This window comes from Pseudomonas sp. 382 (assembly GCF_002759075.1).
GTDB classification, from domain to species: Bacteria; Pseudomonadota; Gammaproteobacteria; order Pseudomonadales; family Pseudomonadaceae; genus Aquipseudomonas; species Aquipseudomonas vlassakiae.
This window is the reverse complement of the sequence record NZ_PEMX01000016.1, coordinates 1-25,873: the sequence shown is the minus strand read 5'-3', so window position 1 is coordinate 25,873 and position 25,873 is coordinate 1. Positions and strand designations below refer to the sequence as shown.

The window sequence follows — 25,873 nt, the reverse complement described above, 5'->3', positions numbered from 1 at the left end:
CAATGCGGGCTCATGTTAAAGGGACTTGAATCTAACTCTTGCACCTTCGGAAACGATTTGTTTGGTTTTTATGTTTACGATACTGACTGCTGCTAGCTTCGAGCTAACGAAATAGTTATTTACTTTAGCCTCGCGTTTGTTAGTTATCGTTGCAGTGCCGTAGCGCGTTTCTTTTTGAAGGTAATTAGGGATAGGCTCAAATACAACAGCAAGTCTTAAGTCGTTTCTTTGAGAATTAAACTCCGCCACCGACAAATTAAGCTTCGCCATCAGGTCTACAAAAACCACACCAACTGCTTGTTTAGGTACAGCCGGCCCTACGAGGCTTACTCTGTCGATCTCGACTTTATCGACAAGCGCTTTTGCCCCATAAGCGTTCTGCCCAACGAACTCGCCGGTTTTGTGCTCAGTGTCCGGCAGCATGATGCAGTAGTAACTGTTTTTATAATCTGAAATAGACGCCGCCCCGCTTCTGAAACCCAGTAGTTGTGCGTCCGTCATATTTTGCTTGAAGGTCAGAGCCCCGCTAGTTTTATCGAAATCAATTTGATAGTCCTTTATCTCAGACATAACTGCAGAAAGGCCTAGCTTGGCCATTCTGGCCTGGAACTGAGAGTCAGTTTCGTATTTCTCCTGACCGCCACCAAGGGAATTAAGCTTAGCGATTAAGTCGTTGGGTGACGTATAGAAAGAAAATCGCCCATCAAAAACGTAAGGCCGAATATCGACATAAGCCTCAGATGGACCTGGCCGTTGATATCTACTAATCCCCGCAGGCTGAGCACAGCCAGAAATAACTGCCGCCAGAACCAATATCCATATAGCCCTCATCAACCGTCCTCTTCTCAGTGATGTAATCGTCACCGTACGTGACGATGAGGGCTAATCTAACATGCCAGTACAAAGCACTCTTACCAAAGATTAGTTCCACGTAGCCATAGCGTGCTCAAGATCGCTCCCCGGCCGGGAATGGTGTGGCAGGAAGTCGTAGAGATCGGCCTTGCCGCCCCCGCCTCGGTTGACCTGCAGGGCTATCAGCCCGGCAGCGAGCTCAACTCGTCGCACCAGGTTCAGTGACCCATGCTTATCGCGATAGGCAACCCAAGCCAGCACTTCCGCGTAGGAAAGCGTGGCCTTGGCCTCAGCGATTGTGCCGCCCCCTACCCCATTCAGCACGAGTTCATGCCACAGCTCGTCGGCCGGGGTCAGCTCTTTGCTGGGGGGTTATTTACCTCATTGACGGCATTGAGCAGGACGATGCCCAGGGCCGAGTCGAGGTTGACGGCATCATCGAACGGCAGCTCCTCGGTGCCGTCCTTGCCCAGCATGATCGAGGCGGCCAGGTAGCGGGCGTTCTTGAAGCGCTCGGCCTCGCCGCCGGCGAACATGGCCTCCATGACGCCGAAGGCGTGCCGGCGAACGTGCACGGTGAACTTGTCGGTAATGGGCTTGCCGTTCTTGTCGGCGTGCTTCCACTCGACTTCCTTCGGCACCAGGGCGTCGGCGATGACGCCCCCTTTCTTCTTCAGTTGCGCGAGATCCATGGCTACCCCTTAGGCGGTTTTCGGTACCCAGGCGGAGCCGCCCGAGCGCTGGATAGAAACCGCGGTGCTGACCACGGTGTTGGCGGCGAAGTCGAACGGGAAGTCAGCGACGTAACCCTGGAACAAGAACCAGGTGCGACTCGCTGGCAGCTCGAAGTCATCGCCATCTGCGTTCACTGTCGGCAGCGCGGTCGGCTTTCCTTCAGCATCCCGCGGGCCGTCGGACCAGCCCACCGCCCATTTCAAGGTGGTGTCACCATTCGCCTCTGACAGTTGATGCAGCCGGACATGGCTTGGGCTTTTCGGATCGGCGTTGATAGTCAGCGAAGCCTGGCCCGGAGTGCGAAGGCCCGGCTTGTAGGTGCGCTCGTCGGAGCTGAGGCAGGTATCCTCGATCTGCTCCTTGGGGGAGCCGCCGGGGTTGAAGGCGGTGGCGCACTCCACCTCCATCACGGTCATCGCGCCGGTACCAGAGGTAGGCGGTACCAGGGCAAAGACCTGGGTGCCTTGGGTCAAAATCGACATGGTGGTCTCCTGTCGGATAAAAGAAAGCCCGCACTGGGCGGGCTTGATGGATTCAGCGGGGGACTATCCAGTCCACGTCGAAGCTTCGGTGGAAGTCCTTGGTATCCGGGTCGCGGTCCGTAGCTCCCCAGCGGACGACATAGGCGCGCGGCTCGATCGCCGCACACAGCGCCTTGGTGACGGCCAGCACCGGTGCGCCAGTTGCGGCATACACGTCCAGCTGCAGGGTGAAGCTGTCGGCGTCGGGACGACCGGCCAGGTAGTTCTCGGGGCTGCCGGAAATCACGCTCCAGACGACATACGGCTTGGTCGGCTTCTCGGGGGCCAGGCCGAACGAGTAGAGCCGGCAATCAATGCCAGAGCCGATCAGCGCAGCCACTCTGGGGTCAGCCGAACAAACGGCGAAAATTGGCGCCTCCATGGGTTCCTCACAATGCCGCGTCGATTTCTTGCCCGAACACCTGCACGAAGCGCTCGGTCACGGCGTTGACGTTCGTGCAGAACGCCGGCCGCATGAACGGGGCCGGCGGGTTGTGTTTGGTGCCGAACTCCAGATAGCGCCAGTGCCGGGTGTCGCCGCCCGGGTTGCCGCTGGCGTCCTGGCTGTGCTGGTTCGAACTGGCGCCACCGCGAACACCGACCTTCATCACCACGCCGCCCTCGCGCCGCCCTTGGCGGGCCGATTCCTGGGTGATGATGTTCTTCCAGACCTTCTCGGCGGTTTCTGGATCATCCAGCGCCCGCGCCCGCGCCTTGGCGTCATCCCTGACGATGTTCATAGCCTGGCGGGTTGCCTTGCGCAAGGCGCCTCGGCGCAGCTTCGGCGCCAGGGCGGTCATCTTATCGGTGGCGGCCTTCAATCCCTGTAGGCGCACGCTGATCTGGTCAGCCATCTTTCGCCCCCTTGGAAACCAGGATCGTCAAGTACTCCAGCCCGGAGTTGGGGTCAGCCAGCGGCGGACCCTCGATGCTGTAAACCTCATCCCGATAAACGATGCGCATGGCAGGTAAGACACCGGGCCGGTACCTGATCACCATTCTCGCCGTGGCCTCGGACTGGGCGGCCTGGGCAGCTACCAGATCGCGGGCCGATAGCGGTTCGACACGCGCCGGACACTTAGGCCAGCGCGCCACCCACTGAGGTTCGCCGTATTCACCGGTAACCGGATCTCGGGGGATAGTCACCTCCTCGATGTCGATGCGGTGCCGGAGCTTTCCGGCCTGCATCACACACCCATCCGGATGCGGTAAGGCATCAGCAGGTGCTGGGACGCCAGCGGCAGCTCCACAGCGGTCGTTCCGGTGGCCACCTCCTCACGGTTGGCGAACAGATGGCCCAACTTCAGCAGGCAGGCAGACTGGATTGCGGGGTTGAGCACCATGCCGTAGGCAATGGCGTCTGCCTGGTCGTATGCGTCGGCCAGCGCCTGGCGGGCGTGCTCAAGCAGGCGGCAGCGCAGGGTGTGGTCCTGCTCCGCCTCGGCAGCCCCTGTCGCCGCAGCATTCGCGCTCTTGGCAGCCTGCAGCGCGCCGTGCACGCCCGCGCGGGCTGTGTCGAGCGCGACCTGATCCAGGTAAAAGCGGCGATTCAGGAACATCATCGCCGCCTCTTCCGCCGCATCAAGCTGTGCCTGCACCAACACCTGGTCCTCTGGCTCGGCCAGCAGGTGATGCATTGCCAAGTCGATGGCGATCACAGACATGGCTTACTCCTCGGCCTGCTCTGGCTCGCCGCCAGCGATCAGTCGCTCAGCTTCAGCGGCGGCCTCTTCCTGGGTTCCGGAAAAATCGCCAACCTGGTTGCCTTCAGCGTCAACCACGACGTACTTGCCTGCGCCCTTGTGCTTCGGCTTGAAGGAGGTGATTGGCTGAGCAATCGGCAAGGTGACGGCGCCCAAGCTGCCGGTGGTCAGCACGCCAGAGCCAACTGCGTCGTCCTGCGAAATGGTCAACACCGCCTCGCTTTCCGAGTCGTCCAGTTCGGCATAGCCCTTCTGGATCAACTGGCGCCCGTGCTGCTCGATGGTCTCGAAGGGCGTGCCCTCCACCAGCGTTTGGCCGCCCAGGTACAGAGGTTTCAGGGTTTTCAACTTCATGAATGCCTCCAGGGGCCGCACCTTGTGCGGCCCTCACATTGGGTTACGGAGTGACCGGGGCGGCGAACTCACCGAAGATGAACGCTTCCGGGCGCTTGACCGCCAGCGCAGCACGCTCTTCACAGCGGATCGAGATCAGGTTCTTCTCGAAGTCGTCGGCGTTCTCGGTCGAGATCACCACGTTGGCGTCCTCACGATCGAACAGCTGCGCGCCGGTCTGGAATGCGCCAGTCAGGAACTTGCCCAGGAAGGCGGCGACCTCGGTGGCCACCACCGGCAGCCCCCACAGCATGGGGCCGGCCAGGCCCAGCGGGTTGGCGAGGATGTAGCGGCCCAGCGTGTCCTTGGTCAGCTCGATCTTGGCCCAGTCCATGAAGTGCAGGACATGACCGGAAGCCGGCAGACGCGCCAGCTGGGCTTGCAGCATCGCCAGGCGGAGATCATCGATGCCCGACCGATTCTCTACATCGAACGCCGGGACGTATTTCGAGGCCTGGGGGACGATGCCGTGCAGGTGCACGCCAGTGCCGTCACCGAACAGGATCTCCTGCTCCTCGACGTACTTGAGGCCGTAGCGCATTTCGACGTCGATGGTCGAACCCAGCTGGGCGAAGTCGTCCAAGATCTGCTTGGAGGCCTTGAACATGTGAGCAATGGTCGACACCGCGGTGAGCTTCGACGCGAATTCGATGCTCGAGTACGGCTTGGGAGTGCCCTCGGCCACGACTTTGGCGGCGTTGGTGAAACCGGTCTGCTGCACCCAGAAGATCGCCGGGGCGGTGGTTCGACCCGGGGCGATCAGGTCGCGGATGAACAGCCGCTGCTTCGGCGCGGTGTCGATGCCGGGCAGGCGCTGAGGCTCGACGATGCCGGCGGGAACATCGGTGGACAGCAAGGCGGCGCTGACCGGAATGTTGACGCGCTTGCCGCCCTCGATGCTGGCCGCGAACTGTTTGAGCGCTTCGCTCTTGATCACCACGCCGCCGAGGCTGTCCTGGGGCTGCGGGGTGCCAGCCGAAGGCAGGCGCGCGAACTCCTGCTCGAGCTCGCCCAGCTGTGCTTTCAGTTGCTTCTCTGCCTCGGTCAGGCTGTTGAACTTGGTGGCCATCTCATCGACGGCGGCCTTGGTTTCTTCGGACAGGCTGCCGGCCTTCTTGGCCTCAGCCAGGGCGTTTTCGGCCTGCTTGCTGAAGTCGCTGGTCGCCTGCTTGAGTTCGGCGGAAACCTGCTTGAGCAGGTCAGCGGTGTTGTCTGCCATGGGATGTTCTCCGGTTACTTGAGGGCTGCTGCCGAGAACCGCGACATGGCGGCCTGTAGATCAGCAAAGTGGTTGGCCAGGTCGGCCGGGTTTTCGGCAGCGCTGCGCGTACCGGAGGGGGCAGCGCCAGGCGTACCCCCTTTGAGTTCTTGAATCAGGGCTCGGCGCTCGGAGCGAGGCATGCCCTGTTTGGCCAGGATCGTGTCCAGGCGTCGTGCCGCGACCTGCTGAGGCTCGCTGGCTTGCGGGTCTTCCTGTGCCGCATCCGATGGGAGCAGGCCGTCCGCGAATCCGGCCTCGACTGCCGAACTGCCGCCCATCCAGGTCTCTACGTCCATCAGGGCGCGCATTGCTGCGGCTTTATCGCCCGTCCTGACCGCGTAGATGTCCGCCAGGGTGGCGTCGATCTGGTCGAGGAAGTCAGCGACTTCGGTGAAGTCGTTTCGGTCGCCAGCGGCGATGGTCCAGGCGTTGTGGATCATCATGAAGCCGGCTCGGGCGATCTGGATTTCATCACCGGCCATAGCAATGAACGACGCAGCCGAGGCAGCCAGGCCAAGCACCTGGACGGTTACCTTGCCCTTGTGCTCGCGCAGCAGGTTGTAGATCGCCAGGCCCTCGAAGACATCGCCGCCTGGGCTGTTGATCTTCACGGTAATGTCTTTGTCGCCGATGCTGCGAAGTGCGGCACTGACGCGCTTGGCGGTAACGCCCTCGCCCGTCCACCAGTCCATGCCGATCGGGTCGTACATGGTGATGGTGGTGGAGTCGTCACCGGCTGCAGCCTTGATCGCTGGATTCCAGCGCTCCATGGCCTTTGGCAGGAGATCGGATTCGACGCGCGCGTGCGGCCGCACCGCCGGCGCTGCCGGTAGTGTCTTGAGAGTCATGGGTTACTCCAGGTCAGGCCGCTTTGAGCAGCGGCATCGATATCAGCGCGTGGGCCATCATGGGGCCGTCCGGGTTTCCGGACTCCAGGGCCTGGGAAGCCAGTTCGACGGCCTTGTTGATGGCCTCTTGGTCGTCGTTGTTGCGTGCCGAGACCAGCCGAAGCATGAATGCCGAGGCAGCCGGCGAGACACCTGCGCTCGGCTTCCCGAGCTGGTCCAATGGCACCAGTGCGGATTGGACCGTGTACGTATCGCCGCCCGGGATCGGTGGCAGGTTCTCCAAACGGCGCACCTCGTTGCGGGACATCCAACCGTTTTGCAGCGCCGTGTTGTACCAGGCCCCGCGGCCGGCGCTGTCCGCTCGCAGCAGACCTTCCACCGCAAACTCAGCGAAGTAGTCTTCGGCATCGGCCTCGCCAATCAGGCAGCGAGTGATCTCCTGCTCGATGTTAACCAGTAGCGGCCGCAGGCTGTTGGTGAGGAAGTGCAGGTTTTGCGCCTCAACCGACGCAGCCCAGCTGGACTGCTTGTCCATGTGGCCGACCATGAAGGGCGGCACGCGGAACCAACGGCACATTTCCTCGATCCCGAAAGACCTGGATTCCAGCATCTGCGCGGCCTCAGGGTTCATCGTGATGCCCTGGTACTTGAATCCTGCCTCCGCCACCATGATCTTGCCGGCGTTCTTCGAACCCATGAACGCCTGCATGCTGGCACGAAGCTGCTCGCGCTGCTGCGGCGTGATCTTGGCATCGCTGCTAAGGATGCCGGACGCCTGCATGCCCTGCGCGAACACCTTCGCCGCGGCCTCCTCGATCGCCATCGCCGAGCCGAAAATCTCGCGCCCGGTGGTGACCGGAAGCATCCCGCAAACCCCGTCCAGGCCAAAGCCGCGGATGTGCATCAGGCTCTTCTCGGGAATGTCGCGGTCCACGCCATTCTCGTTGTAGGTGTACTTTAAGCGCCCGTTGTCCTGCCGCTTCACCCTCATGGACTGGGGCAGAAGCGGCACCAGCGCGATGATCCGGCTGCCGATCATCTTCTTCTCGACGAACGCATTGCCTCGAAGGCAGATGCTCGCCACCACCAGCAGCATGAAGCGCTGCGGGGTCATCTCGGCGTTCGGGATGCGACAAAGCACGCGGAACAGCGGATGGTCTTTGGCAACCTCGCGTGATCCGTCGGGAAGGCGCCGGTACAGCTTGAGCGGCAGCGTGGAGACGGACTCGGACAGCAGCCTTACGCAAGCCCATACCGTGGACAACTGCATGGCCTTGTCGACCGATACGTGCTTTCCAGATGCAGAACTGCCGAACCACTCTTGCCAAAATGCGCCGTCCTTCAGGCCGATGGGCACCCCGAGCCAGTTTTGCAGCGCAGCCTTCACCCGGCCCGGTTTCTTGTCGGCCATCAGATTCCTACCATGATCGGGTTATCAAAGAAGCCCTGGAGATCACCAGAGCCTTCCGGGTTCAGCGCCATCAGCGAAACAGCATCGAAGGTCGACATCAGCGGGTCGATCTTCGCCGAGCCGCTGACCTGCTTGGTGATCGTGATGGCATTGCCTTGCGGGACGACACGGGCATTACCGACGCACCAGTTCATCAGCGCGCTGCCGCAGTGGACCAGCTCGCCCCCGGCCACTTTGCGCTCGGTCGTCTTGATCGCGCCGTTGAGCTTCCAGCCCTGCGAGATGGCCACGATCTGTTCCATGGTGATCCCGCGCTCTTGGGTGGTGAGCTCGTCGACGATGTCGCCGATACCGGCCGAGTCCACACCAATTGCCAGCTTCTCCGGCAGCAGGCTGCGGTCCCTGATGTCGCAGATGATGTCGGCTACCTGCTGGACATCATCACCTGGTCGATCAACGACGGTCAGATCGCCCGCCTTCTCGAAGTCCCTCAGCGCACTGGCGATATCCTTCCGCCGCTCGAACACGATGTTGTGCGCCCAGGCGTGCGCCCAGTGGAGCCATTGGCGAGTGAAGGGCTCGCGACCGAGCACAGTCAGGCCGAGCAAGTCGTCAAGGCCGCCTCCGTCGATCCCCACCGTGACCACTTCAGAGCGCTGCAGCAGGCTCTCCAGAGTCAGGCCAGCCTCGGCTCCAGCTTCCCAATGATCAGCACCCGCCCAGCGGTCAGACCGCAGGTCAAGCCCGATTTCGACGTTGAGGTGTTTCGCCAAGAAACCGCGAATTGCCCCCTCGCCCTCTGCCTGCGCCTCCTGATACTTCTGCTCGATCACCTCCTGATCGACAGAAAGCCCCCAGTTGGGGTTGGTCACATGGGCGTTTGCCAGGTCACGATGCTCGTTCCGCTCGATCATCTCTTTCGGGAACTCGTAGATCACCGGCAGGAAGCGCCGGTCCTCTATCTCCCCGTCACGCACTTTGCGCGCGTAGTCCAGCTTGGCCTTGAAGGCGCCGGCGGGCGGCTCATCAGACTGGGTGGTGCAGTAGAAAACGAACCCCTCTGGGCGTGACGCTAGGCCGCCGGTGGCCTCGACCAGCATCTTCGCCGACTTGGCCTGCTTACCGAACTCCCAGAGCTCGTCGATGAACACACCAGTCGCTTTCTTGCCAGTGACAGTGGCCGAGTCGGCCGCCACCACCTTCAGGTTTGCCTTGTTCAGGTTGTCGGTGACGATCCGGTTGTATTCCTGCACATGGAACCTGGCCTGCAGGTCTTCGTCCGCATCGATCATGTCTCGGATCGGTTTGAAGGCGTTGTCAGCCGCTTCCTTCGTCGGCGCCAGGATCAGGAACTCGCCAGAGGGTCGGGTGTTCAGGATCAGGGCCGTGAGCATGATGCCCGCGGCGATCGTCGACTTGCCGTTCTTCTTGCTGACCATCAGGAAGTAGTTGGTGATCAGCCTGCGGCCGGCGTCGGCGTCATACGCGCCGAAGAGCGCGGCCACAACGTCGAGCACCCAGCTGCGGCAGGTATCCCCCATCAGGGGGCTGCCGTCGGCATCAACCATTCGAAGGTTGCAGAACACATCGAGAGCATCTTCTGCCTGCTCGGGGAAGATGGGCTCCACCGGCACGAGTGCCTGGCCACGAACGATCCTGCTCTCCCAATCGGGGCACGCGGTAGTCCACTTCTTCATTTGACGGCCTTCAAGTGGCGCTCACGCAGCCCGAAGCGGTTGCCGCTGGCTCCCACCTTCGCCGCTTCTTCGAGCTTCTGTTCTTTTTTGCCCATGCCGGACTTCTTGCCGTGAAAGTACGGGAGCGCCGACTGGGCAGCATTGCGCCGATCAAAGATCTTGGCCTGGGGATCGTTCATCAGCGCCAGCAGCCAAACGAGCGGATCGTCGGTGTTGGGCAGGTCGACCAGGTCGCCCGACTCGTCACCCGCTGGGTCGGGCTCGAAAGCCTCTCGCTCTGGCTCCGGCTTAACATTTCGGGGCGCCTTTAACTTTTCCAGGGCGGCAACAACGTCAGGGTCTTTGGCGAGTCGAGAACCTGCTGCCGAAGCGCTGCCCGCCGCATAGCCTGCGGCTTCCGCCGCTTCGCGATTCGAGGCACCAGCAGCCTTTGACTCGACAAAACGGCGCTTTTTCGATGTTAACGCCATTAACAATAACCTCTGAAACGGGAAAAAAATTCACGCGTGCGGGGACGGGTGGTCTGGAAGCGAAAAGCCATGAACTCTCGACACACCCCTCCCCTTGGGATCGGGGTAAAGACGTGCCTCAACCCAATGAAGCACGCCACTGACGTGCATCAACCGATCTGGCCGGCGGCCTCCTCGGCGGCCTTCACCACGTCGTGACAATGCCGGCACAGGGTCTGCCAGTTGCCTCGGCTCCAGAACAGCTTCATGTCGCCCCTGTGCGGGACGATGTGGTCGACGACAGTGCCTGCGGTCACCCGCTCTTCATGCTGGCAGTACACGCACAGCGGGTTGGCCTGAAGCCATTCGGCCCGCGCCACTTGCCATTTGTACCCATAGCCACGCTGGGCAGCTGTCTCCTTCGCCGTTCGCCATGACTCCGGGTTGACCGTCGCCAGCCTTGATGGCTTCGCCTGCATCGGTGGCTTGAGGGATGTGAGCCTGGCCATCAGCTGCCACCGCGAATGGGCGCGCCGCTCAGGTAGGCTTGAGGCGCAGCATCAGGATCCAGGCCCTGGTCTTCTGCCAGCGCCTGGAGGAAGCTGGCCAGCAGCTCATTCGTCTTGGCCTGCTCGGCCAGGATCTGCTTGAAGATTGACAGGAACGCCTGCTCGTTCTTCTGGATCATCGCCATCTGCTCTGGCGTCACCTTGCACTCGGCCAGAGTCACCATCGAAGAGGGATTTGGCTCGCTCATACGCCACCTTTGTCCATTTGTTGAACCATTCGCGCCGGGCGGCGCATCCGGTGCAGCTCATCAGCCCTGCGCCTTGCGAGACAGGAACAGGTCGGAGTAGTTGCGAAGCTTCTCCACACCCATGAAGCCGACCATGCCGCCGGCGAAGGTGGCCATGCCCTGGGGCAGGCCCATCCATTCGAGCAGCGGCACCAGGGCCAGGGTGATGAGGCCGCACAGGGCTCCCTCCAAGAACATCTGTCGGCGGGTGCCGCCGCCATACACCACCCGAAGGACGGCGATGGCAACGGACAGGCCAGCGGCATACAGCTGCGGTTGGTGGGCAAGCACCCAAGCAATCAGGGCGGCCCACAGGCCGGGATCTTTCTCTGGCATATGGGCCATCTCGATTCCTCCCGTTACGGGGAGCGCAAATGAAAAGGCCCGCCGTTATAGCGAGCCTTGGAAAGCATGCGAACCGCACACACAAAAGATAACCCTAGGCGCATCTTTTCTCTGTACGAGTTATGCGCCTAGAGGTATAATTATCACATCAACCACACAAGGAGACGGAGGTGCAAAGCAGGCAGTTGATCAAGGAGCTTGAAGCAGCTGGATGGGTTCTAAAACGTGTCACCGGAAGCCACCACATCTTCAAACACCCTAACAACCCAAACTCGATACCAGTGCCACACCCGAAGAAAGACCTACCGATCGGTACGGTAAAGAGCATCAAGGAACGAGCCGGGTTGAAATAACTCGGCTTCACCCTTTGCACCTCTGTAGGAGAGAACCATGCAATACCCAATCTGCATCGAGTGGGGAGACGAGAACACTGCTACCGGCATTCAGATCCCCGATATCCCAGGCGCTGTAACCGCTGGCGACACCTTCGAGGAGGCCTACGCGGCGGCTGTCGAAGTGGCTCACATCATGCTGGAAGAGATCGCCGGCAGCGGCCAGGCCATTCCCATGCCGACCAGCGCGGCAGCACATCGGAACAATCCGGACTTCGCTGACATGGGCTGGGGCATGCTGGAGATCGACATCACTCCGTACCTGGGCAAGACCGAAAAGGTCAACGTCACTCTGCCGGGGTTCGTGATCCAGCAGATCGACCGGTATGTGCGAGACCACAACGTGAAAAGCCGCTCGTCTTTCCTTGCTGATGCTGCCATGGAAAAGCTAGGGCGCTAGAAGCAGAAAGCCCCGCGCTTGGCGGGGCTATCACATTCTCAGGCTACTTAACTTCCACTTCACCGAGCTTTGCCTCGTTGAACGGCACTGTTGTTGGCGCTGCAAACTTCCATGTCTCACCAGGGCCGATATCTTCCGCGGCGGCCATAGTGTTCCCCACCACATTACCCGCTTCGTCGTACAGCTTGAATTTCACAAAAACATGGGGAAGCGTGCCATTCGTGGTGTTTCGAGCAAGCCCCATGACAGCAGGGTAGCCAGCGGGCGCCTTCCCTGTGTGAAGGTCAGACACTTCCACTCGCCAGTCAGCGCTTGCGGTGGTGGACAGGAAAAACGCGGCTACAGCTACAATCTTGCGCATCGGAAGCTCTCTAGAATGTCATCGACTTCAATCTTGCCGATCAACTGCGCGATGTCAATATAGTGGCGACACAGAGTTGACGCGCAAGACCGAGGCTATCAAATGTAGGGGCTGGAAAGGTCAGAGGAACCTGACCTTAAGGTCACCTACAGGGCCTGAGGGAGCATTGTTTTCGAAATACTCATGACCCGCCCAGGTCAATTCGAAATTGTCCTCACCGATCTTGCCGTCAATGTCGGCTTCCCGCGCTACAAACCCAGCGGTCTCAAGCAAACGCAGATGGTAGTCAACCACAACCCAAGTTTGGTCTTCTGGCACCTCTTCGCTGATTGGATCGTTTTCGAACAGTTGGCGCAGTTCCTCACGATAGAGCCCGATGCCTTCGTGATCATTGCGCTCAATGAACCCAAGCAAACGCACAGCGAATTCGATGTTTCTTTTCACGTGTTCCTCCACTGAATCAACGAACGAAGGCAAAGCGCCATCATTGGTCCAATAGTAAGGGGAACTACGCAAACAAAAAACCCCGACGCAATGGCCGGGGTTCGTCTGTGTCGCGTTGCTTGCAAGCTGGACACGCTGCTATGAAAACAGGTGTTTATCCGCCCGCATAGGGGTTTTTACGCAGCCTCTCGGATTTCCTCAAGTGCGCAGTCGATCCAGGCAACGCCTGCTTTGATGATCTCCCGCGCCTTGCGCTCAGACATACCCGCGTCCCTTCCTACGCGCATGGCCGGGTGCTTTGACCCGTAGTAGGCCCATACGAAATCACCCATCTGCTGGTTGCGCTTCGTCAGCCTGGCAACCGCGCCGTCGATGATCAGGGCCAGGTCGTCAGTGATCACATGCTGCCGAGCCCCCCCTTCACTGGGCACGTTGTCACGCATGAGGGCGTAGAGCGGCGACACGTACCGGGGCACACCCATCTCACTCATTCGCCACCAGCCCCACTGCTCCAGCAGGTACTCGGTATCGCCCAATGCTTTGTCCACGTAAGTGCGTTTCTTCATGCAGCCCTCCGGGGCGTTGGGTCGGTATCTAGGCCGAACAGCTCGCACAGCAGCTTGTAGGCGTGTTTGTTCTTGGCGCCGCCCTGGATTATCCAGGCCTTGGCGAACTGCTCGAAGCCCTGGGCGGCCCGGGAGCCGTGCCAGTCGGCCACGATGTCCATCAGGGCTGCCGAGGCGATCCGGCCGTTGGTTTGGTCCAGCAACATGCGGTTGCCCTGCTTCAGAAACTGCCGCTCAACGGGGGTCAGGCTTTTGCGCGGCACGGCCGCTGTGACGTTACTCATGGCCATCTCCTGGCGTGAATTCTTGATTGCGCATCCTCCCTTGGGATGGATGCTGAGAGGTTCTGCAACCCGCGCCATCACTGGCCTCATGGGTAACAGACCCGGTTTCCTGTCCCGCATATGTCCCGCTGTGGATCGCGCTGAAACCCTGCTGATCGAGCTGCTGATGCCAGGCCTCCAGGGCGCGGCGCTTCAGGCCCTCGGCCGTGGTGTGGATGTAGGTGGCATCCAGATCCTTCATGGCGTGGTTCAGCAGCAGCTCGCCCACCATGTAGTCCACACCGAGGTCGGTCCAAGCTGTGCGGGCCACCTTGCGCAGGTCGTGGCTCGACCAGTCGCCCCGGGCCAGGTCGATGAACAGGGTGTTGGCCTTGCTCGGCCCCAGCGGGGCGCCGTGGCTACCCGGGAACAGCAGCGGGCCGGTGTAGCCTTGGGCTGCCTGTATGCTCTGGTAGCGGCGCAGCAGGGCGCAGGCCTGGTCGGTCAACGGCAGCGTGTGCTCGGCCTTCGTCTTCGTGTCGGCGGCCGGGATGAACCAGCGCCGCGCGTCGAGGTTGACGTTGCGCCAACGTGCCAGCCGGGTTTCGCCCAGCCGCGAGCCATGGCACAGCATCATCAGGGCCAGCATGCACCCCGCCGGCTCCACCTCGAAGCGCTCGGCCACCGCCGCCAGCAGGTCGGGCACATCGTCACCGCGAAGGCGCGCCGGCTTGGGCCTTATCCGCGTCCGCACGAAGTCCGTGAACTTCAGCGAGGCCATCGGATTGGTCGGCAGCAGATCCAGACGCAGGGCCTGGCGAAACGCTGCCGAGAGCACCCCGTAGACCGAGCGCACGAACGACAGGGCATAGCGCTCCTGCAGCGGCCACATCAGGCGCTGGTCGATCGCCTGCTTGTTGGTCTCAGTCAGCAGCAGGTCACCAAGGCGCGGCACCAGGTGGCGGTCCAGCGCCGACTTGGCACTGGCCTTACGCTTGGCAGACAGGCCCCGGTCACGGTTCATCCGGTCGCGGTACCACGCCAGCACATCGCCCACCGTGGCCCAGCTGGTGGTCGTGGACTTGGCGTCGGCATCGGTGGCCCGGCGCGCCAGGATCGCCGGCAGCGTGGCCAGCATGGTCTTGGTGTTGATACCGGGGTAATCGCCAGCCTTGCCCCAGCGACCGCGCACCACAACGTGCCAGGCGCCGCGGGATCGGTCCACAGTCGAGAAACGAAACCGCAGCTCTCGGTGCCGGGTGTCGCGCAGCTGGAAGACTTCGCCGGCGGCGTGCCGGCGGATCTCAGCATCACTGAGGGTGACAGTGAGGGTCTTGGTGCCGATCATGCATCCCTCCTTGGCCACAGGTTCAGGCCTTTCTGATCGCCAGCGTCGTAGCAGGCGCGTGCCTTCGCGTGCCGGTTGTTCCAGCTCTCCACGGCGATCCGCATTACATCCACCACCTGCAGGTCGTACAGGTGCTCGAACGTGCCCAGGGTCAGCGTGTCGATATTCGGCCCCTGTGCGCCGCAGTCGTGGCACCAGACGTGCGCCGAGACCATCGGGAACTCGTCAGCCGGGTCGAAGGTGTGCCCCTCGGCAATCTCGGTACCGGCTTCGTCCTTGGCGGTGATGCAGGGCGGACCTTCACAGAATGGGCAGGGCGCCATCTTGATTGGCTCGGTCACAGGTCAGCCCCCTTGTAGCGCTGGGCATAGGTGCCACGCCCCATCTCTACCTCCTCATCGCTTGGTGGGCGGCCTTGGAACGGCGCAAAACGCACGTATTCGCCCATGGCCTGCACCAGGCAGGTGCCCGGCTTTCCGTGGCGGCATTTGCCCACGATCAGCTCGGTGACGCCGTTCTGGCCCTCTTCGCTGTCCGGGTCGCGGTGCACCAGGATCACGGCGTCGGCGTCTTGCTCAATCTGCCCCGAGTCACGCAGGTCGCTCGGACGCGGGCGCTTACCGGGTCGATTGGCTGGGCCGCGGTTCAGCTGCGCCAGCACGATAACCGGCACGCCGAGCTCCTTTGCCAGGTTCTTCAGTGCCGTACTGATCCTGCCGACTTCCAGCGCGCGGTTCTGGCCACCTTCGGAAGCGATCAGGGTCAGGTAATCCACCACCAGCACATCCAAGCCCTCGCGCTTCTGGCACTGCCTGGCAATCGACCGGATACGCGTCATGGTCATCCCCGCCTGGTCGTTGACGAACAGCCTGGCCTTGCCAAGCAGGCCGACTGCGCTGGTGATCCTCGGCCAGTCGTCATCCTTCAGGGTCGTGCCGACATCAAGGCGCGAAAGGCTGACACCGCCCAAGGAGGCAATGCCCCGGGCGGTCAGTTCTTCCTTGGTCATCTCCATCGAAAACACCAGCCCAGAATGGCCGTGGCGGGTGGTGACATGCTGGGCGATCTGCAGGCCGAGAATGGTTTTACCGGACCCTGGTAACCCGGCGACCACGATCATGTGCCCAGGCCGCAGGCCACAGAGGATTGCATCCAGATCCTCCAAGCCAGTCGTAAGCCCACGGGAGACAGCACCGTTGAACCGAGCGTCGATCCCGTCAATTACCGCCGGTAGCACCTCGCTGATGCGGTAATACTCCGGTTCGCCGCTGTCGAGGTTGCGGAGGTCGGCGGTGGCCTGCTGGGCCAACGCAATGATTTCCTCAACGGGCTTGTCCTCGTGGGCGCTGCCACGGATGACCTCGGCCACCTCCACCACCCGCCGGAGCGTCGAGCGCTCAAGCACGGTATTGAGGTACGACTTCCAGTTCGCCGTGCTAGGCGTATTCTTGGCGATCGTGCCGGCGTAGAAGATCGTGCCTTCGCCGCTCGGCAGCGTCGGGTAGCGCGTGCCTACGGTTACGGCGTCGACGGCGTGGCCGGCGTCATGCGTGTTGCGGATCGCCTGGTACAGGGCGGCGTTTTCCAGATCGCTGAAGTCTTCGGTGGTCAACTTGCTGGTGATCTCGTCGAAGAGGCTGGCATCCAGCAGCAACGCGCCCAGCAGCGCGTGCTCCGCCTCGATGCTGAAGAGCTCCCTCATGCCACAGCCCTCATCGAGGGCCAGGTGAAGCCGACCATCTCACCGCCGTTCTGCCGCAGACGATCAAGCGCGCGGTCGCCGATGTAGGTCTTCAGGCCGTCTGGGCCGAGGTTCGAGATCAGCACGGTAGGTCGCACGGCCTGGTACCGGCGGTCGATGATGTTGTGCAGCAGCCCCAGCTCATACTCGCTGCCCTTCTGGCAACCGATCTCGTCGATCACCAGCAGGTCGAGGCCAGCAAGGTGCAACACCACGTCGTGGTCGGTATAGCCGGAGCCCGGCGTCATCGATGCACGGGCAATGCTTACGATGTCCCCGGCTGGGATGATCAGCGCCTCGCCACGGTCAGCAACAACCGTGCGGACGATCGCGCTGCCCAGGTGCGTTTTGCCGCAACCGACATTGCCGGTCAGCAGCAGGCACCGGCCGACTCGAAAGTTGGCGGGGAATTGGTCGGCATAGGCCTGGCATTTGGCCAGCGCCTTGCGCTGCGGGTCGCTGTCGGCGCGGTAGCTGTCGAAGGTAGCCTCGGCGAATCGCGGCGTGATACCGGCACCGATCAGCGCGGCCATGGTCTTTTCGGCCTTGTGCTGGGCATTGGCCAGAATGCTGGCCTCCGATTCGCGCGGAGCCATGTGCATGGCCTCCCATGCGCAGCGCTTGCAGCCGCGCGCCAGCATCGAGCCGTCCAGCTGCTCGACTTCGCTCATGTCGACCTGGCCATGCACGGCGCACTCGCCGGAGAAGATGCGCATGAAGGGGCGACGGTGGAACAGACTAGAAATTCGAACGGCCATCGTGGCTCTCCTGGTACATGTCATCGGTGTGGTGCGGGAGGTTGTTGAAAGCGCCGCCCTGTACGGGACCGCCGGCTGGCTGAAGAACGTCGTGCCAGCGCTCGCCGTTAATCCAGGTGGAGGCCATCGGGATGTACTGGCCAGCGTCCTTGGTCCAGTCACGCGAAACGCAATGGCGGCCCAGCGCGGCGATCATCACAGCCTGCAGTTCAGCGTCCGGATTGAGCTTGTTCCAGGCCTTGAGGGCGTCCTTGCGACTCTTCTTCTTCGGGAACAGCTTCCAGAACTGCTCGAATCCTTCCGCCACCGAAGTGCACGAAGGTTTAGGTTCCTTGACTGGTTCAGAAAGGTGACTGGTTCTGGGGGCAGCTGCCGCCCCACCCCCTGGGTTTTCTGCCGCCCCACCTAGGTTTTCTGCCGCCCCACCCCCTAGGGCAGCTGCCGCCCCACCCCAAAGATTCAGGTGAAACAGGTTTGACTGGTTCAGCTCTCCATTGCGTCGAAACTCCCGGCGTACCAGGCCGACTTTCTCCAGCTCACGAATGTGCGTTTTCACGGTCGAGCGCGCGATCTCGCATTGATCGGCAATGTGCTGATACGACGGCCAGCACTCGCCTTGGTCGCTGGCGTTGTCAGCCAGCTTGATCAGCACCAGCTTGCGCAGCGGGTTGCCGACCTTGGTCTTCATGGCCCTGACCATCAATTCCATGCTCATGGGTTCAGATCTCCAGCTCAGCGGTTACCCGCTTGATGAATTCGTCGTAGCTCTCGCTCATCACCAGCCCCTGATCTTCCAGTGCGGCCCGGTAGGCCTTCGCGCTCCCATAAAGCACCCAGCGCTCACGCTCTGGAAGGCCCCGAAAGCCGGAATAGCTTGGCCATGGCCCGTTGATGATCGTCGCGCCTGCGCGCTGTGTCGGTGCCCGGTTTGGGCTTGGCGTGGTCGTCATTGCAGCGTCTCCGAACTCGGGGCGTTGATCATGACCTCACTTACCAGCTTGTCCTGCAGCTCCGATCCAGCAAGGCTGGAAAGCCGGCTGATGAGCGTACGGAGCGCATTCATGGCATCCAGCGAATGGGCTTGTGCAAGATCGAGCTGGACCAACTGAGGGGAGTTGCCCTTGATGTTGTCGCTGACCCTGGTCGCGTAGTTGAAGGCGACTTGCGCCAGCGCCAGGTCGGACAGGCCGCTGAACGCAGTGGTCGGTAGTGGCTTTACTGGGGACGCGTGCACGGGAATGAGTAGGCGCGGCTGCTCGCCGGATAGAAGGCACCGCCGCTGCTCCTCCAGATGATCAGCGGATACCTCCTGCGCGGTGTGCCCGGTACGACGACGAAACAGCACAGCCAGAGCCATGCACGCCTCCATCAGGTTGGTATGGATATCGTCCCGAAGGTGGATCTCACCGCCTTCCTCCACGACCTCGACGGCATCGGCCGCGCGCTCGAAGCACATCAGGAGCAAGGCCGCGTCTCCGAACTTATCGAAATAGTCCTCGTCGATAACCACGACGCCTGGCGCCATCGGCAGATCAATTACATTGGTCATGGGCGCATCTTCCCAGTCAGGCGGAACCGGCCGTTGAAGTAGGGGTGGCTGGCCTGGCTTGCGTTGACCATCTCGCACTCGTCGACGAAGCGCTTGAACGCCGCGGTGACGAGGCTCTTCGTCCAGACCAGGTACTGCGAACCCTTGGCGTCCTCGTGGCCATTGCGGACCATGCCAGCGGAGTTGGGCTGATGCGGCCACTCCTTGAGCACGTAGTCCACGACGGCGCCCGATAGCCCATGACGCGCCAGCATCGCGGCCTTGATGCCGGTCAGCGACAGGCAGTTCTGCGGGCAGTGGTCCCAGACCATGGTCTGGCTCAGGTCGGCGACCTGGCGCTCGACCCGCTCGATGGCAACCTGCTGCTGGGACTGGCGACGCTCCAGATCCACCATCACCTGGGCGTGGGCAAGCGCTTGCTCAGCTGGCGTCAATGGGCGGGCTTGCTGCCCTTCCAGTTCATTCAGGCGAGCGAGTACACGCCGTCGAACACCCTTCGACTCACGCATGGCGACCAGCTTGCACTGATCGGCCGTGAGTCGAAGCCCTTCGCTCGGGCGCCCCGGACCATCCAGCTTTATTACGAAAGTTTCGTAAAATTCCCCGTCGAGCTCATCCTTGCATCGAGCGACGAAATCGTTGTGACGGACCGATCCTTCGCCAAACTCGGCTCGGGCCTCGTTGACCAGCGCCAGCAGCTCAGTGGTGTCCATGGTGGTGAAGACGGTAGGGGGCAGATTCATGCTGCACCTCCCGCGCCACGATCTCGGGAAGCAGCTTTTTGTGGCGCGGCGTGATCGTTGGCGATTTTCCTGAAGTCCTCAATTGCGCTATCAACACCGCTGAACCCAGTGTCATCAAGGAACTTGGCCAGGCCCGCGAGCGCCTCTACGTTGCGACCGCCGTCATGCAAATGGCTCAAGCGGATGGCGCTCGCCAGACCGGCGAGCCAGACGAGATGATCGCGGGCAGCCTGCAGCTGGAACTCTGCCTCGGCAGCCACGTCTGCAACCGTCGGCGAAGAAGTCATGGCTGCACCTTATCAAGGCGCATGCTGTACTCCCCGGCGCGTACAATTGCGCCGATAGTTTCCGCCAGGAAGCTCAAGGCCCTCACCTCGGCGCAGTATGTGAGCTCCCCGTCATTGATGTCGTCGTAGAGGCGGTCACAGAGCTGCTTGATGCCATCAGCAAGGTCAGCCGCCAAATAGAGTCCATCGGTGACCTTTACGCCCTCACCGATCTTGAACAGGGGGCTTCCATCTGATGCGGCGTTGCCGAACTCCAATTCACGGAGGCTTGGCAGTTGCGCCGGTGATGGTCCAGTGGTATTTTCCATTTTCATCGTTTTGTCCCTTCTGTAGACAAAGTGGTACCCATGCCACCAGGTGCGAACTGGTAGCGACTCAAAGGCTCAGCTAAGGCTGGGCTTTTTTGTGCCCGGTGTTTTCATCACCATCGCACAAAGCCCAGAAGTGCAACCCCAGGCTCCTGGGGCGTTCTGATCTACCCCGGGCGGGGCATTTGAATTAACGAACGCACGCGCATATCACGACTCCTGAAAATGTAACCATTTCCTAAATAGTGTCCGCGGGGTGCGCCCAATAACGATTAACCGGACAGTTCAAAGTGTGAAACAGGCCGAACTGACGACCTTTTGTATTTTTTTGTCGCAAAACTGCAAACCTCCACGCGATTCCGCGCATGCGCGGAAATTCCGCATGCGGAAACACCCCATCGGGTGCCCAGATGGCATTAGGCAATGAGCTGAAATTCAGCGCATTGCTGGACAGTGCTAAACCCACCTGCAAATTCATGCAGCACCACGTGTGATGCTGGATGGGCATACAGAGCCAACTGGCCCAGGTGCACCGGCGGAGTTTTTGGCAGATGATTCACCTACCTTGTGGCGAGCTTCGACTTGAGCAATCAGAGGGCACAGGGAAGCGGCGCTCACAGCGCCTCCGGTGGCGAGTTCGGCAAGAAATGCCTTTTCAGCGCTGATCTTCACGGCCCCAGACAGCCAATACGAAACGGTGGCCTGGGACACGCCCAGCGCCTTCGCAGTCAATGCCTGTGTACCGAAATGGTTTATCAGCTTGCTGATTGAACGAGCCATCGAAGGGGTCTCTGATAAGTCAATTTATATGCTGCACAGAAGCAAACTTCTTTGCAAGCAGATAAGTATCTTTATAGGATCAGCGGATGAATCTCTCACTACGAATCAAGGCTGCAAGAAGCCACGCGAACCTCACCCAGAGCCAGCTCGCCGAGAAGGTGGGGATAGCCCAGACCGCGATCAGCCAGCTTGAATCCGGTAAGACCCAGCGCTCCACCTACCTCTTCCAGATCGCAGAAGCGTGTGGCGTTTCAGCCACCTGGCTGGTGACTGGCATGGGAGGGATGCTGATTTCAGATGCGCAGCCCCACGACGCTGATATGGAGCGCCAGTTCAAAGAGGGCTACGAGGAGGGATTCAATGAGGTGAATTCCGCGGGCGTTGCCGCAGGTCTTGACCCGATCAGCTTGTGGGATGATGACACTCCTCTCGACGATGACGAGGTAGAGATCCCATTTCTTCGAGAAGTCGAATTGTCTGCAGGAAGCGGTCGCACAGTGATTGAAAGAAGCTCCACTGCAAAGCTCAGATTCGGGAAACGATCGCTGCGCGCACACAACGTCCAGTTCGACCAGGCCGTCTGCGTGGTCGTGTCGGGAAACTCCATGGAGCCGGTTCTGCCCGATGGGAGTACGGTTGGCGTGAACGTCGGGCAAACGCAAATTGTCGACGGGAAAATGTACGCCATCAAACATGATGGTCAGCTGCGGGTGAAGGTCTTGTATCGCGTGCCTGGAGGTGGGGTGCGCTTCCGAAGCTTCAACCAAAGCGAGCACCCTGACGAAACCTACACTGCCGAGGAGATGGCCGAGAAGTCCATCGAGATCATCGGTCGCGTCTTCTGGGGCGCTTCGTTTTACTAGCCTACAAATCACACTCTGAAGCCCGGTGATCCCGGGCTTTTTTGTGCCCGCCGATCCGAAAAATCAACGTACTGATAAAAAATATAAGTGAAACGCTTGCGCTCGAATATCAATCTGCTTATATTTTGATTCATCAGCTTACACACGGAGGTGCCAAATGCAGAACGTAATCAGCTTCAGGGGCATGGAAGGCAATGTCGGCATTCTCGCCACCCAAGAACTGAAGGCGGCGCTTGGCATCTGCTGCGGACTTGGCAATAAAGAAATCGCCAGGGAACTTGACTGCTCCCCCGCGACAATCAAGAAATCAATCGAGCGAATCTTCTACAAGCTCGGCATTAGCAGCCGTTCTGCGGTTCCGACCGAGCTTTTCTATCGGGGGATCGCGCGAAAGCTCTCCATGATCATGTGCGTAGCCCTTGTCGGGCAGTCAGCAATGGACGATGAACACCTTCTTCGGGTACGCCGAGGCGGAAACGGTGGAGAACGCAAGATTGAAACCCGTATGGCAACCCGGCGTGCCGAGTGCGCCTTGGCGGTGGCATAACGCTGCCAGCCTGACCTGATCCACCCCTGACCTTTGCGAAAGCCAACAAACGCGGCGGGCCACCGCTCGCCCTGGAGAAAGTGATGAATCTACACCCTATGCGCACCCTGACGCTGTTGATCTACCTCACCAGCGCCGCCCTCTACCTGGCGGCCAGCGTGTTGGTCCTGCGCATCATTGCGCCAGCGATGGTCAGCAGCGAGTCGGACGCCCTGGTTGCGCTCGGTTTCATCCTGATTGCCGTCTGGCTGATAGCGTCCATCACCATTGCTCATTACCTGATCACCAAGCGCCGCGCCCCTGCGGCAACTACCCAGGAGGAAAATCCATGAAGCGTGTAATCGCTGCTGCATCGCTGTGCCTTCTCGCCGCCCTCGGCGGCTGCTCCAAGGTTCCCGCCGGCAACGTAGGAGTTATCGTCAACCTGTACGGCTCGGACAAGGGCGTTGAACTGAAGGAAGTCGGTACCGGGCGCTACTGGGTCGGCCTCAACGAGGAGCTGTACCTCTTCCCCACCTTCACCCAGACCGAGACCTGGTCCGGCGAGGAGACCATCTCGTTCCAGACGGTTGAGGGCATGAAGGTCGGCGGCGATGTCGGGATAACTTACTCGGTTGCGCCGGACAAGGTGACCACCTTGTTCCAGAAGTACCGCGCCGGCATCGACGAAATCACCAACAAGTTCTTGCGCAACATGGTCCGCGATGCCTTCAACGATGTGGCCTCGAAGCTTCCAGTGGAGAGCGTGTACGGCGCCGGCAAGGCCGACTTGCTGGTTGCAGTAGAGCAGCGTGTCCGCGCCCAGGTTGAACAGATCGGCATCAACCTCGAACGCATTTACTACGCCTCCGACCTGTCCCTGCCCCCACAAGTGACGGCCAGCCTCAACGCCAAAATCCAGGCCACCCAGATGGCCGAGCAGCGCCGCAACGAGGTTGCCCAGGCCAAGGCTGAAGCAGACAAGGAGCGAGCCCGTGCCCAGGGCGAAGCCGACGCAAAGCTGCTGATCGCACAAGCTGACGCCAAGGCCATCGAGGTTCGCGCCCAGGCCCTTCGCTCCAACCCCGACGTTGTGACTCTGAACGCCGTAGAGAAGTGGGACGGCAAATTGCCGACCTACACCGGCGGCCAGGCCCCTCTCCCATTCATCGGCGTCAAGTAACCAGACCAGGGGCGGCAGAAGCCGCCCCAACAAGGAGTGTGCACATGTTGATCCTGACCCGTCGCGTAAGCGAGTCCCTCCGCATCAACGCGGACATCACCGTCACCCTGCTAGGCATTCAAGGAATGCAGGCGCGAATCGGCGTCGAGGCCCCGGCCGGCGTACCGGTCCACCGCCAGGAAATCTTCGACAAGATCCAGGCCGAGGGAGGCAAGTTGCCGGCGACCATGCCCGACGCCATCACCGACCCCGTGGATTTGTTCATCAAGCTGAACCCGTCCGGCCTGGCCGAGGAGCACCTGATCAAGTGCGGCGACAGCTTCGAAGATGCCTGCACCCGCGCCCATTACAAGGTGTTTCTCGCCGGTTTCAAAGCCGCGCAAGGTGGTCAGCATGCTGTCGCCTGATCGCATCACCCTCGTGCTGGGCGCCAGCGAGGTAGCGCCTCTGTCGAGCATCCTAACCTTCGCCAAGCCTGGACAGCTGGCGTCGGCTGGGCGCGGCCTGGCCATGATCGTAAGTATCAGCGAGGGCGATCTGCAGGCCAAGCTGGCCGAGCGGGAGGATCAGCTGCAAGAGGCCGATACGCTGTTGCGGGAAGCGATCGCCTACATCAACGACGACCTGGTCAACGTCGAATACCGCGACACACTGCTTGCCCGCATCGACAAGCTCCGTGATCGCGACCAGGCAGAGCAAACGGAAAAGCCTCGGGAGCAGCAGCCATGAGCCAGGCCTGCCTGCTCCTGATGCTGTGGGATGCCCTGCAGCAGCGCGACACCACCTTCGGGCAAGTGCTGGACCTGTCTGCCGCTTGCGGCCTGGACGGGCGGCGCGTGCTGGCCGACCACTTTCGGGGGTTGTCGTGATAGATCAGCGTGAAAACCAAAACCTGACGCGTCAGGCGGGGTAAGACAATGCGCTACATGACCGTCAGAAAGTTCGCCAGCGAGTCTGGCTACACCGAGGACGCGATCCGCTCAAAGATCCGCGACGGGATCTGGCGGCTGGGTGAAATTTGGCTAAAAGCGCCGGATGGCCGGACGCTTATTGACATGGAAGGATATGAATCATGGGTAGAGGCGGGAGCGGGGTCAGGGCAGTCTCAGACTCGAGCATCGAGATCACGTTCATGTTCCGGGGTGTTAGGTGCCGCGAGCGCGTCTCGCTCAAGCCCACCGCCACTAATCTGAAAAAGGCCCAGCAGCACAAGGCGGCGATTGAGCATGCCATAGCCCAGGGGACGTTCGACTATGCCGTCACGTTCCCTGGCTCTCCCCGGGCCGCCAAGTTCGCACCGGAAACCAGCCAAGAGACGGTTGGCGGCTACCTGACCAGGTGGCTGGATGCCAAGAAGAAGCATATTTCCAGCAGCACCTTCGAAGGCTATCGAAAGATTGTCGAGCTGCGACTCGTTCCTGCCCTGGGCCACCATCTTGTACTAGATCTCAAGCGGAAGATGATAAAGGAGTGGCTGGACAAGGTGCAGGTCGGCAACAAGACGCTGAGCAACATCCAGAGTTGCCTGCGGTCGGCCCTGAACGATGCGGTCGACGAGGAGCTGCTGGATACGAATCCGCTGGCAGGCTGGACATACGCCCGGAAGGAAGCACCGCCGAAAGAGGATGACGTGGATCCGTTCACGCCTGAAGAACAGCAGGCGATTCTGGCCGCCTTGAGCGGACAGGCTAGGAATATGGTCCAGTTCGCGCTGTGGACAGGACTCCGGACAAGTGAGCTGGTCGCGCTGGATTGGGGAGATGTGGACTGGGTCCGAGGGGAAGTGATGATCAGCCGGGCAATGACCCAGGCTGCAGGTGGAGAGGCTGAGGTGACGAAGACTGCTGCCGGCCGGCGATCGGTGAAGCTGCTGCGCCCCGCTCTTGATGCGCTAACAGCGCAGAAGGTGCATACGTTCCTGGCTGATGCAGAGGTGTTCCAGAACCCGCGGACGCTTGAGCGCTGGGCCGGAGACCAGCCGATCCGCAAAACCATGTGGCATCCTGCAATGAAGAAGGCCGGTATTCGGTACAGGCGGCCATACCAGACCCGGCATACCTACGCGTCGATGATGCTTTCGGCCGGCGAGCATCCGATGTGGGTTGCGAAGCAAATGGGACACAGCGACTGGACGATGATTGCGCGGGTATATGGGCGCTGGATGCCGCACGCAGATAGCAATGCTGGAAGCAAAGCAGAATCTGTCTGGCTCGGAACATCTAGGGAAACTCCGAACAAGTTGCTCATCAGTCGGAAATGGGCGGCTTAGGGATGCCGAAAAGCCCGCTTTTCAGTCGCTGATTATTGGATAACCAAGGCAAAGCCTTGGTTATCCGGACTCACGGGCGCA

42 protein-coding genes and 1 pseudogene are annotated in these 25,873 nt (G+C 61.0%); 10 read left to right on the top strand and 33 right to left on the bottom strand.

Annotated elements, in window-relative coordinates:
• Window positions 1-15 precede the first annotated feature (15 nt).
• The 17 genes from CQW31_RS18390 to CQW31_RS18305 all read right to left on the bottom strand — a co-directional run bounded on the left by CQW31_RS18390 (window position 16) and on the right by CQW31_RS18305 (window position 11,011).
• Entirely contained in the window at window positions 16-831 is an 816-nt protein-coding gene (locus CQW31_RS18390) for a hypothetical protein (protein ID WP_143524233.1), read from the bottom strand.
• Window positions 832-921: 90 nt separating this feature from the next.
• Window positions 922-1,176: a hypothetical protein gene (locus tag CQW31_RS31690; protein ID WP_099815116.1), complete on the bottom strand. Its 255-nt coding sequence runs from the start codon at window positions 1,174-1,176 to the stop codon at window positions 922-924.
• Between the two features lie 29 nt (window positions 1,177-1,205).
• Complete coding sequence (locus CQW31_RS18380; protein WP_054886651.1) at window positions 1,206-1,544, bottom strand: phage tail assembly chaperone family protein, TAC; 339 nt, start codon at window positions 1,542-1,544, stop codon at window positions 1,206-1,208.
• A 9-nt stretch (window positions 1,545-1,553) separates the two neighbouring features.
• Window positions 1,554-2,069, bottom strand: a complete 516-nt coding sequence (locus tag CQW31_RS18375; RefSeq protein WP_099815115.1) for a phage tail tube protein — start codon at window positions 2,067-2,069, stop codon at window positions 1,554-1,556.
• Between the two features lie 52 nt (window positions 2,070-2,121).
• The gene (locus tag CQW31_RS18370; protein ID WP_099815114.1) at window positions 2,122-2,490 is read right to left on the bottom strand and encodes a DUF3168 domain-containing protein; all 369 of its coding nucleotides are present in this window, start codon (window positions 2,488-2,490) and stop codon (window positions 2,122-2,124) included.
• Between the two features lie 7 nt (window positions 2,491-2,497).
• A complete protein-coding gene (locus tag CQW31_RS18365; RefSeq protein WP_099815113.1) occupies window positions 2,498-2,962 on the bottom strand; it encodes an HK97-gp10 family putative phage morphogenesis protein in 465 nt (154 codons plus the stop codon).
• Entirely contained in the window at window positions 2,955-3,296 is a 342-nt protein-coding gene (locus CQW31_RS18360) for a phage head closure protein (protein ID WP_099815112.1), read from the bottom strand. Before CQW31_RS18360 ends, CQW31_RS18365 begins: the two co-directional genes overlap by 8 nt.
• On the bottom strand, window positions 3,296-3,772 hold the full coding sequence (locus CQW31_RS18355) for a head-tail connector protein (protein ID WP_099815111.1): 477 nt from the start codon (window positions 3,770-3,772) through the stop codon (window positions 3,296-3,298). The genes CQW31_RS18360 and CQW31_RS18355 overlap by 1 nt, the downstream gene beginning before the upstream one ends.
• Window positions 3,773-3,775: 3 nt before the next feature.
• Complete coding sequence (locus CQW31_RS18350) at window positions 3,776-4,165, bottom strand: hypothetical protein (RefSeq protein WP_099815110.1); 390 nt, start codon at window positions 4,163-4,165, stop codon at window positions 3,776-3,778.
• Between the two features lie 43 nt (window positions 4,166-4,208).
• Window positions 4,209-5,423, bottom strand: a complete 1,215-nt coding sequence (locus CQW31_RS18345) for a phage major capsid protein (protein ID WP_099815109.1) — start codon at window positions 5,421-5,423, stop codon at window positions 4,209-4,211.
• Window positions 5,424-5,437: 14 nt separating this feature from the next.
• Complete coding sequence (locus CQW31_RS18340; protein ID WP_099815108.1) at window positions 5,438-6,313, bottom strand: head maturation protease, ClpP-related; 876 nt, start codon at window positions 6,311-6,313, stop codon at window positions 5,438-5,440.
• A 13-nt stretch (window positions 6,314-6,326) separates the two neighbouring features.
• Window positions 6,327-7,724 carry a phage portal protein gene (locus CQW31_RS18335; RefSeq protein WP_256587416.1) on the bottom strand — a complete coding sequence of 466 codons (1,398 nt, stop codon included), beginning with the start codon at window positions 7,722-7,724 and terminating at the stop codon, window positions 6,327-6,329.
• Window positions 7,724-9,421, bottom strand: a complete 1,698-nt coding sequence (locus CQW31_RS18330; protein ID WP_099815106.1) for a terminase large subunit — start codon at window positions 9,419-9,421, stop codon at window positions 7,724-7,726. Before CQW31_RS18330 ends, CQW31_RS18335 begins: the two co-directional genes overlap by 1 nt.
• Complete coding sequence (locus CQW31_RS18325; protein WP_099815105.1) at window positions 9,418-9,891, bottom strand: terminase small subunit; 474 nt, start codon at window positions 9,889-9,891, stop codon at window positions 9,418-9,420. The genes CQW31_RS18330 and CQW31_RS18325 overlap by 4 nt, the downstream gene beginning before the upstream one ends.
• 149 nt (window positions 9,892-10,040) lie before the next feature.
• Complete coding sequence (locus CQW31_RS18320) at window positions 10,041-10,379, bottom strand: HNH endonuclease (protein WP_099815104.1); 339 nt, start codon at window positions 10,377-10,379, stop codon at window positions 10,041-10,043.
• On the bottom strand, window positions 10,379-10,627 hold the full coding sequence (locus CQW31_RS18315) for a hypothetical protein (RefSeq protein WP_256587415.1): 249 nt from the start codon (window positions 10,625-10,627) through the stop codon (window positions 10,379-10,381). Before CQW31_RS18315 ends, CQW31_RS18320 begins: the two co-directional genes overlap by 1 nt.
• A gap of 60 nt (window positions 10,628-10,687) precedes the next feature.
• Entirely contained in the window at window positions 10,688-11,011 is a 324-nt protein-coding gene (locus tag CQW31_RS18305; RefSeq protein WP_099815101.1) for a phage holin, lambda family, read from the bottom strand.
• Between the two features lie 170 nt (window positions 11,012-11,181).
• Here CQW31_RS18305 and CQW31_RS18300 point away from each other — a divergent pair, with 170 nt between their 5' ends.
• Window positions 11,182-11,364: a type II toxin-antitoxin system HicA family toxin gene (locus CQW31_RS18300; protein ID WP_016715573.1), complete on the top strand. Its 183-nt coding sequence runs from the start codon at window positions 11,182-11,184 to the stop codon at window positions 11,362-11,364.
• A 37-nt stretch (window positions 11,365-11,401) separates the two neighbouring features.
• Complete coding sequence (locus CQW31_RS18295) at window positions 11,402-11,803, top strand: type II toxin-antitoxin system HicB family antitoxin (protein WP_099815100.1); 402 nt, start codon at window positions 11,402-11,404, stop codon at window positions 11,801-11,803.
• Window positions 11,804-11,846: 43 nt separating this feature from the next.
• Here the strand turns inward: CQW31_RS18295 and CQW31_RS18290 are convergent, their stop codons facing one another.
• The 16 genes from CQW31_RS18290 to CQW31_RS32185 all read right to left on the bottom strand — a co-directional run bounded on the left by CQW31_RS18290 (window position 11,847) and on the right by CQW31_RS32185 (window position 20,951).
• Window positions 11,847-12,164, bottom strand: coding sequence for an FxLYD domain-containing protein (locus CQW31_RS18290; protein WP_099815099.1), 318 nt, complete (start codon window positions 12,162-12,164; stop codon window positions 11,847-11,849).
• 120 nt (window positions 12,165-12,284) lie between these two features.
• Window positions 12,285-12,608 (bottom strand): hypothetical protein, encoded by a 324-nt coding sequence (locus CQW31_RS18285; protein WP_099815098.1) that lies wholly within the window; start codon window positions 12,606-12,608, stop codon window positions 12,285-12,287.
• Between the two features lie 176 nt (window positions 12,609-12,784).
• Window positions 12,785-13,174, bottom strand: coding sequence for an antiterminator Q family protein (locus tag CQW31_RS18280; RefSeq protein WP_099815097.1), 390 nt, complete (start codon window positions 13,172-13,174; stop codon window positions 12,785-12,787).
• Window positions 13,171-13,458 carry a hypothetical protein gene (locus CQW31_RS18275; protein ID WP_099815096.1) on the bottom strand — a complete coding sequence of 96 codons (288 nt, stop codon included), beginning with the start codon at window positions 13,456-13,458 and terminating at the stop codon, window positions 13,171-13,173. The genes CQW31_RS18280 and CQW31_RS18275 overlap by 4 nt, the downstream gene beginning before the upstream one ends.
• Window positions 13,451-14,785 (bottom strand): site-specific integrase, encoded by a 1,335-nt coding sequence (locus CQW31_RS18270; protein ID WP_099815095.1) that lies wholly within the window; start codon window positions 14,783-14,785, stop codon window positions 13,451-13,453. Before CQW31_RS18270 ends, CQW31_RS18275 begins: the two co-directional genes overlap by 8 nt.
• Window positions 14,782-15,126: a Lar family restriction alleviation protein gene (locus CQW31_RS18265; protein ID WP_099815094.1), complete on the bottom strand. Its 345-nt coding sequence runs from the start codon at window positions 15,124-15,126 to the stop codon at window positions 14,782-14,784. Before CQW31_RS18265 ends, CQW31_RS18270 begins: the two co-directional genes overlap by 4 nt.
• The gene (locus CQW31_RS18260; RefSeq protein WP_099815093.1) at window positions 15,123-16,487 is read right to left on the bottom strand and encodes a DnaB-like helicase C-terminal domain-containing protein; all 1,365 of its coding nucleotides are present in this window, start codon (window positions 16,485-16,487) and stop codon (window positions 15,123-15,125) included. Before CQW31_RS18260 ends, CQW31_RS18265 begins: the two co-directional genes overlap by 4 nt.
• Window positions 16,484-17,284, bottom strand: a complete 801-nt coding sequence (locus CQW31_RS18255) for an ATP-binding protein (protein WP_099815092.1) — start codon at window positions 17,282-17,284, stop codon at window positions 16,484-16,486. The genes CQW31_RS18260 and CQW31_RS18255 overlap by 4 nt, the downstream gene beginning before the upstream one ends.
• Window positions 17,265-17,999 carry a helix-turn-helix domain-containing protein gene (locus CQW31_RS18250; protein WP_099815091.1) on the bottom strand — a complete coding sequence of 245 codons (735 nt, stop codon included), beginning with the start codon at window positions 17,997-17,999 and terminating at the stop codon, window positions 17,265-17,267. The genes CQW31_RS18255 and CQW31_RS18250 overlap by 20 nt, the downstream gene beginning before the upstream one ends.
• Window positions 18,000-18,003: 4 nt before the next feature.
• Window positions 18,004-18,234, bottom strand: coding sequence for a hypothetical protein (locus CQW31_RS18245; RefSeq protein WP_099815090.1), 231 nt, complete (start codon window positions 18,232-18,234; stop codon window positions 18,004-18,006).
• Window positions 18,231-18,833 carry a hypothetical protein gene (locus CQW31_RS18240; RefSeq protein WP_099815089.1) on the bottom strand — a complete coding sequence of 201 codons (603 nt, stop codon included), beginning with the start codon at window positions 18,831-18,833 and terminating at the stop codon, window positions 18,231-18,233. The genes CQW31_RS18245 and CQW31_RS18240 overlap by 4 nt, the downstream gene beginning before the upstream one ends.
• Window positions 18,830-19,576, bottom strand: coding sequence for a phage antirepressor (locus tag CQW31_RS18235; RefSeq protein WP_099815088.1), 747 nt, complete (start codon window positions 19,574-19,576; stop codon window positions 18,830-18,832). Before CQW31_RS18235 ends, CQW31_RS18240 begins: the two co-directional genes overlap by 4 nt.
• Window positions 19,573-19,863, bottom strand: coding sequence for a hypothetical protein (locus tag CQW31_RS18230; protein ID WP_099815087.1), 291 nt, complete (start codon window positions 19,861-19,863; stop codon window positions 19,573-19,575). Before CQW31_RS18230 ends, CQW31_RS18235 begins: the two co-directional genes overlap by 4 nt.
• The gene (locus CQW31_RS18225) at window positions 19,860-20,177 is read right to left on the bottom strand and encodes a hypothetical protein (RefSeq protein ID WP_099815086.1); all 318 of its coding nucleotides are present in this window, start codon (window positions 20,175-20,177) and stop codon (window positions 19,860-19,862) included. The genes CQW31_RS18230 and CQW31_RS18225 overlap by 4 nt, the downstream gene beginning before the upstream one ends.
• A gap of 232 nt (window positions 20,178-20,409) precedes the next feature.
• A complete protein-coding gene (locus CQW31_RS30935) occupies window positions 20,410-20,649 on the bottom strand; it encodes a hypothetical protein (protein WP_143524232.1) in 240 nt (79 codons plus the stop codon).
• Window positions 20,646-20,951, bottom strand: a complete 306-nt coding sequence (locus CQW31_RS32185) for a Cro/CI family transcriptional regulator (protein WP_099815085.1) — start codon at window positions 20,949-20,951, stop codon at window positions 20,646-20,648. The genes CQW31_RS30935 and CQW31_RS32185 overlap by 4 nt, the downstream gene beginning before the upstream one ends.
• Before the next feature lie 86 nt (window positions 20,952-21,037).
• Here CQW31_RS32185 and CQW31_RS18215 point away from each other — a divergent pair, with 86 nt between their 5' ends.
• The 8 genes and pseudogenes from CQW31_RS18215 (at window position 21,038) to CQW31_RS18185 (ending at window position 25,792) form a co-directional block, all read left to right on the top strand.
• On the top strand, window positions 21,038-21,814 hold the full coding sequence (locus tag CQW31_RS18215) for a helix-turn-helix transcriptional regulator (protein ID WP_099815084.1): 777 nt from the start codon (window positions 21,038-21,040) through the stop codon (window positions 21,812-21,814).
• A gap of 157 nt (window positions 21,815-21,971) precedes the next feature.
• Window positions 21,972-22,361, top strand: a complete 390-nt coding sequence (locus tag CQW31_RS18210; RefSeq protein WP_099815083.1) for a LuxR C-terminal-related transcriptional regulator — start codon at window positions 21,972-21,974, stop codon at window positions 22,359-22,361.
• A gap of 83 nt (window positions 22,362-22,444) precedes the next feature.
• The gene (locus CQW31_RS18205) at window positions 22,445-22,693 is read left to right on the top strand and encodes a hypothetical protein (RefSeq protein ID WP_143524231.1); all 249 of its coding nucleotides are present in this window, start codon (window positions 22,445-22,447) and stop codon (window positions 22,691-22,693) included.
• Window positions 22,690-23,523 (top strand): SPFH domain-containing protein, encoded by an 834-nt coding sequence (locus CQW31_RS18200; protein ID WP_099815081.1) that lies wholly within the window; start codon window positions 22,690-22,692, stop codon window positions 23,521-23,523. Before CQW31_RS18205 ends, CQW31_RS18200 begins: the two co-directional genes overlap by 4 nt.
• Before the next feature lie 44 nt (window positions 23,524-23,567).
• Window positions 23,568-23,762: pseudogene (csrA, locus tag CQW31_RS31680) on the top strand (carbon storage regulator CsrA); the annotation flags it as partial.
• A 154-nt stretch (window positions 23,763-23,916) separates the two neighbouring features.
• On the top strand, window positions 23,917-24,252 hold the full coding sequence (locus tag CQW31_RS18190; RefSeq protein ID WP_099815079.1) for a hypothetical protein: 336 nt from the start codon (window positions 23,917-23,919) through the stop codon (window positions 24,250-24,252).
• On the top strand, window positions 24,249-24,392 hold the full coding sequence (locus tag CQW31_RS31340; RefSeq protein WP_178075578.1) for a hypothetical protein: 144 nt from the start codon (window positions 24,249-24,251) through the stop codon (window positions 24,390-24,392). The genes CQW31_RS18190 and CQW31_RS31340 overlap by 4 nt, the downstream gene beginning before the upstream one ends.
• 203 nt (window positions 24,393-24,595) lie before the next feature.
• Window positions 24,596-25,792 carry a site-specific integrase gene (locus CQW31_RS18185; protein ID WP_099815078.1) on the top strand — a complete coding sequence of 399 codons (1,197 nt, stop codon included), beginning with the start codon at window positions 24,596-24,598 and terminating at the stop codon, window positions 25,790-25,792.
• Window positions 25,793-25,873: the final 81 nt, after the last annotated feature.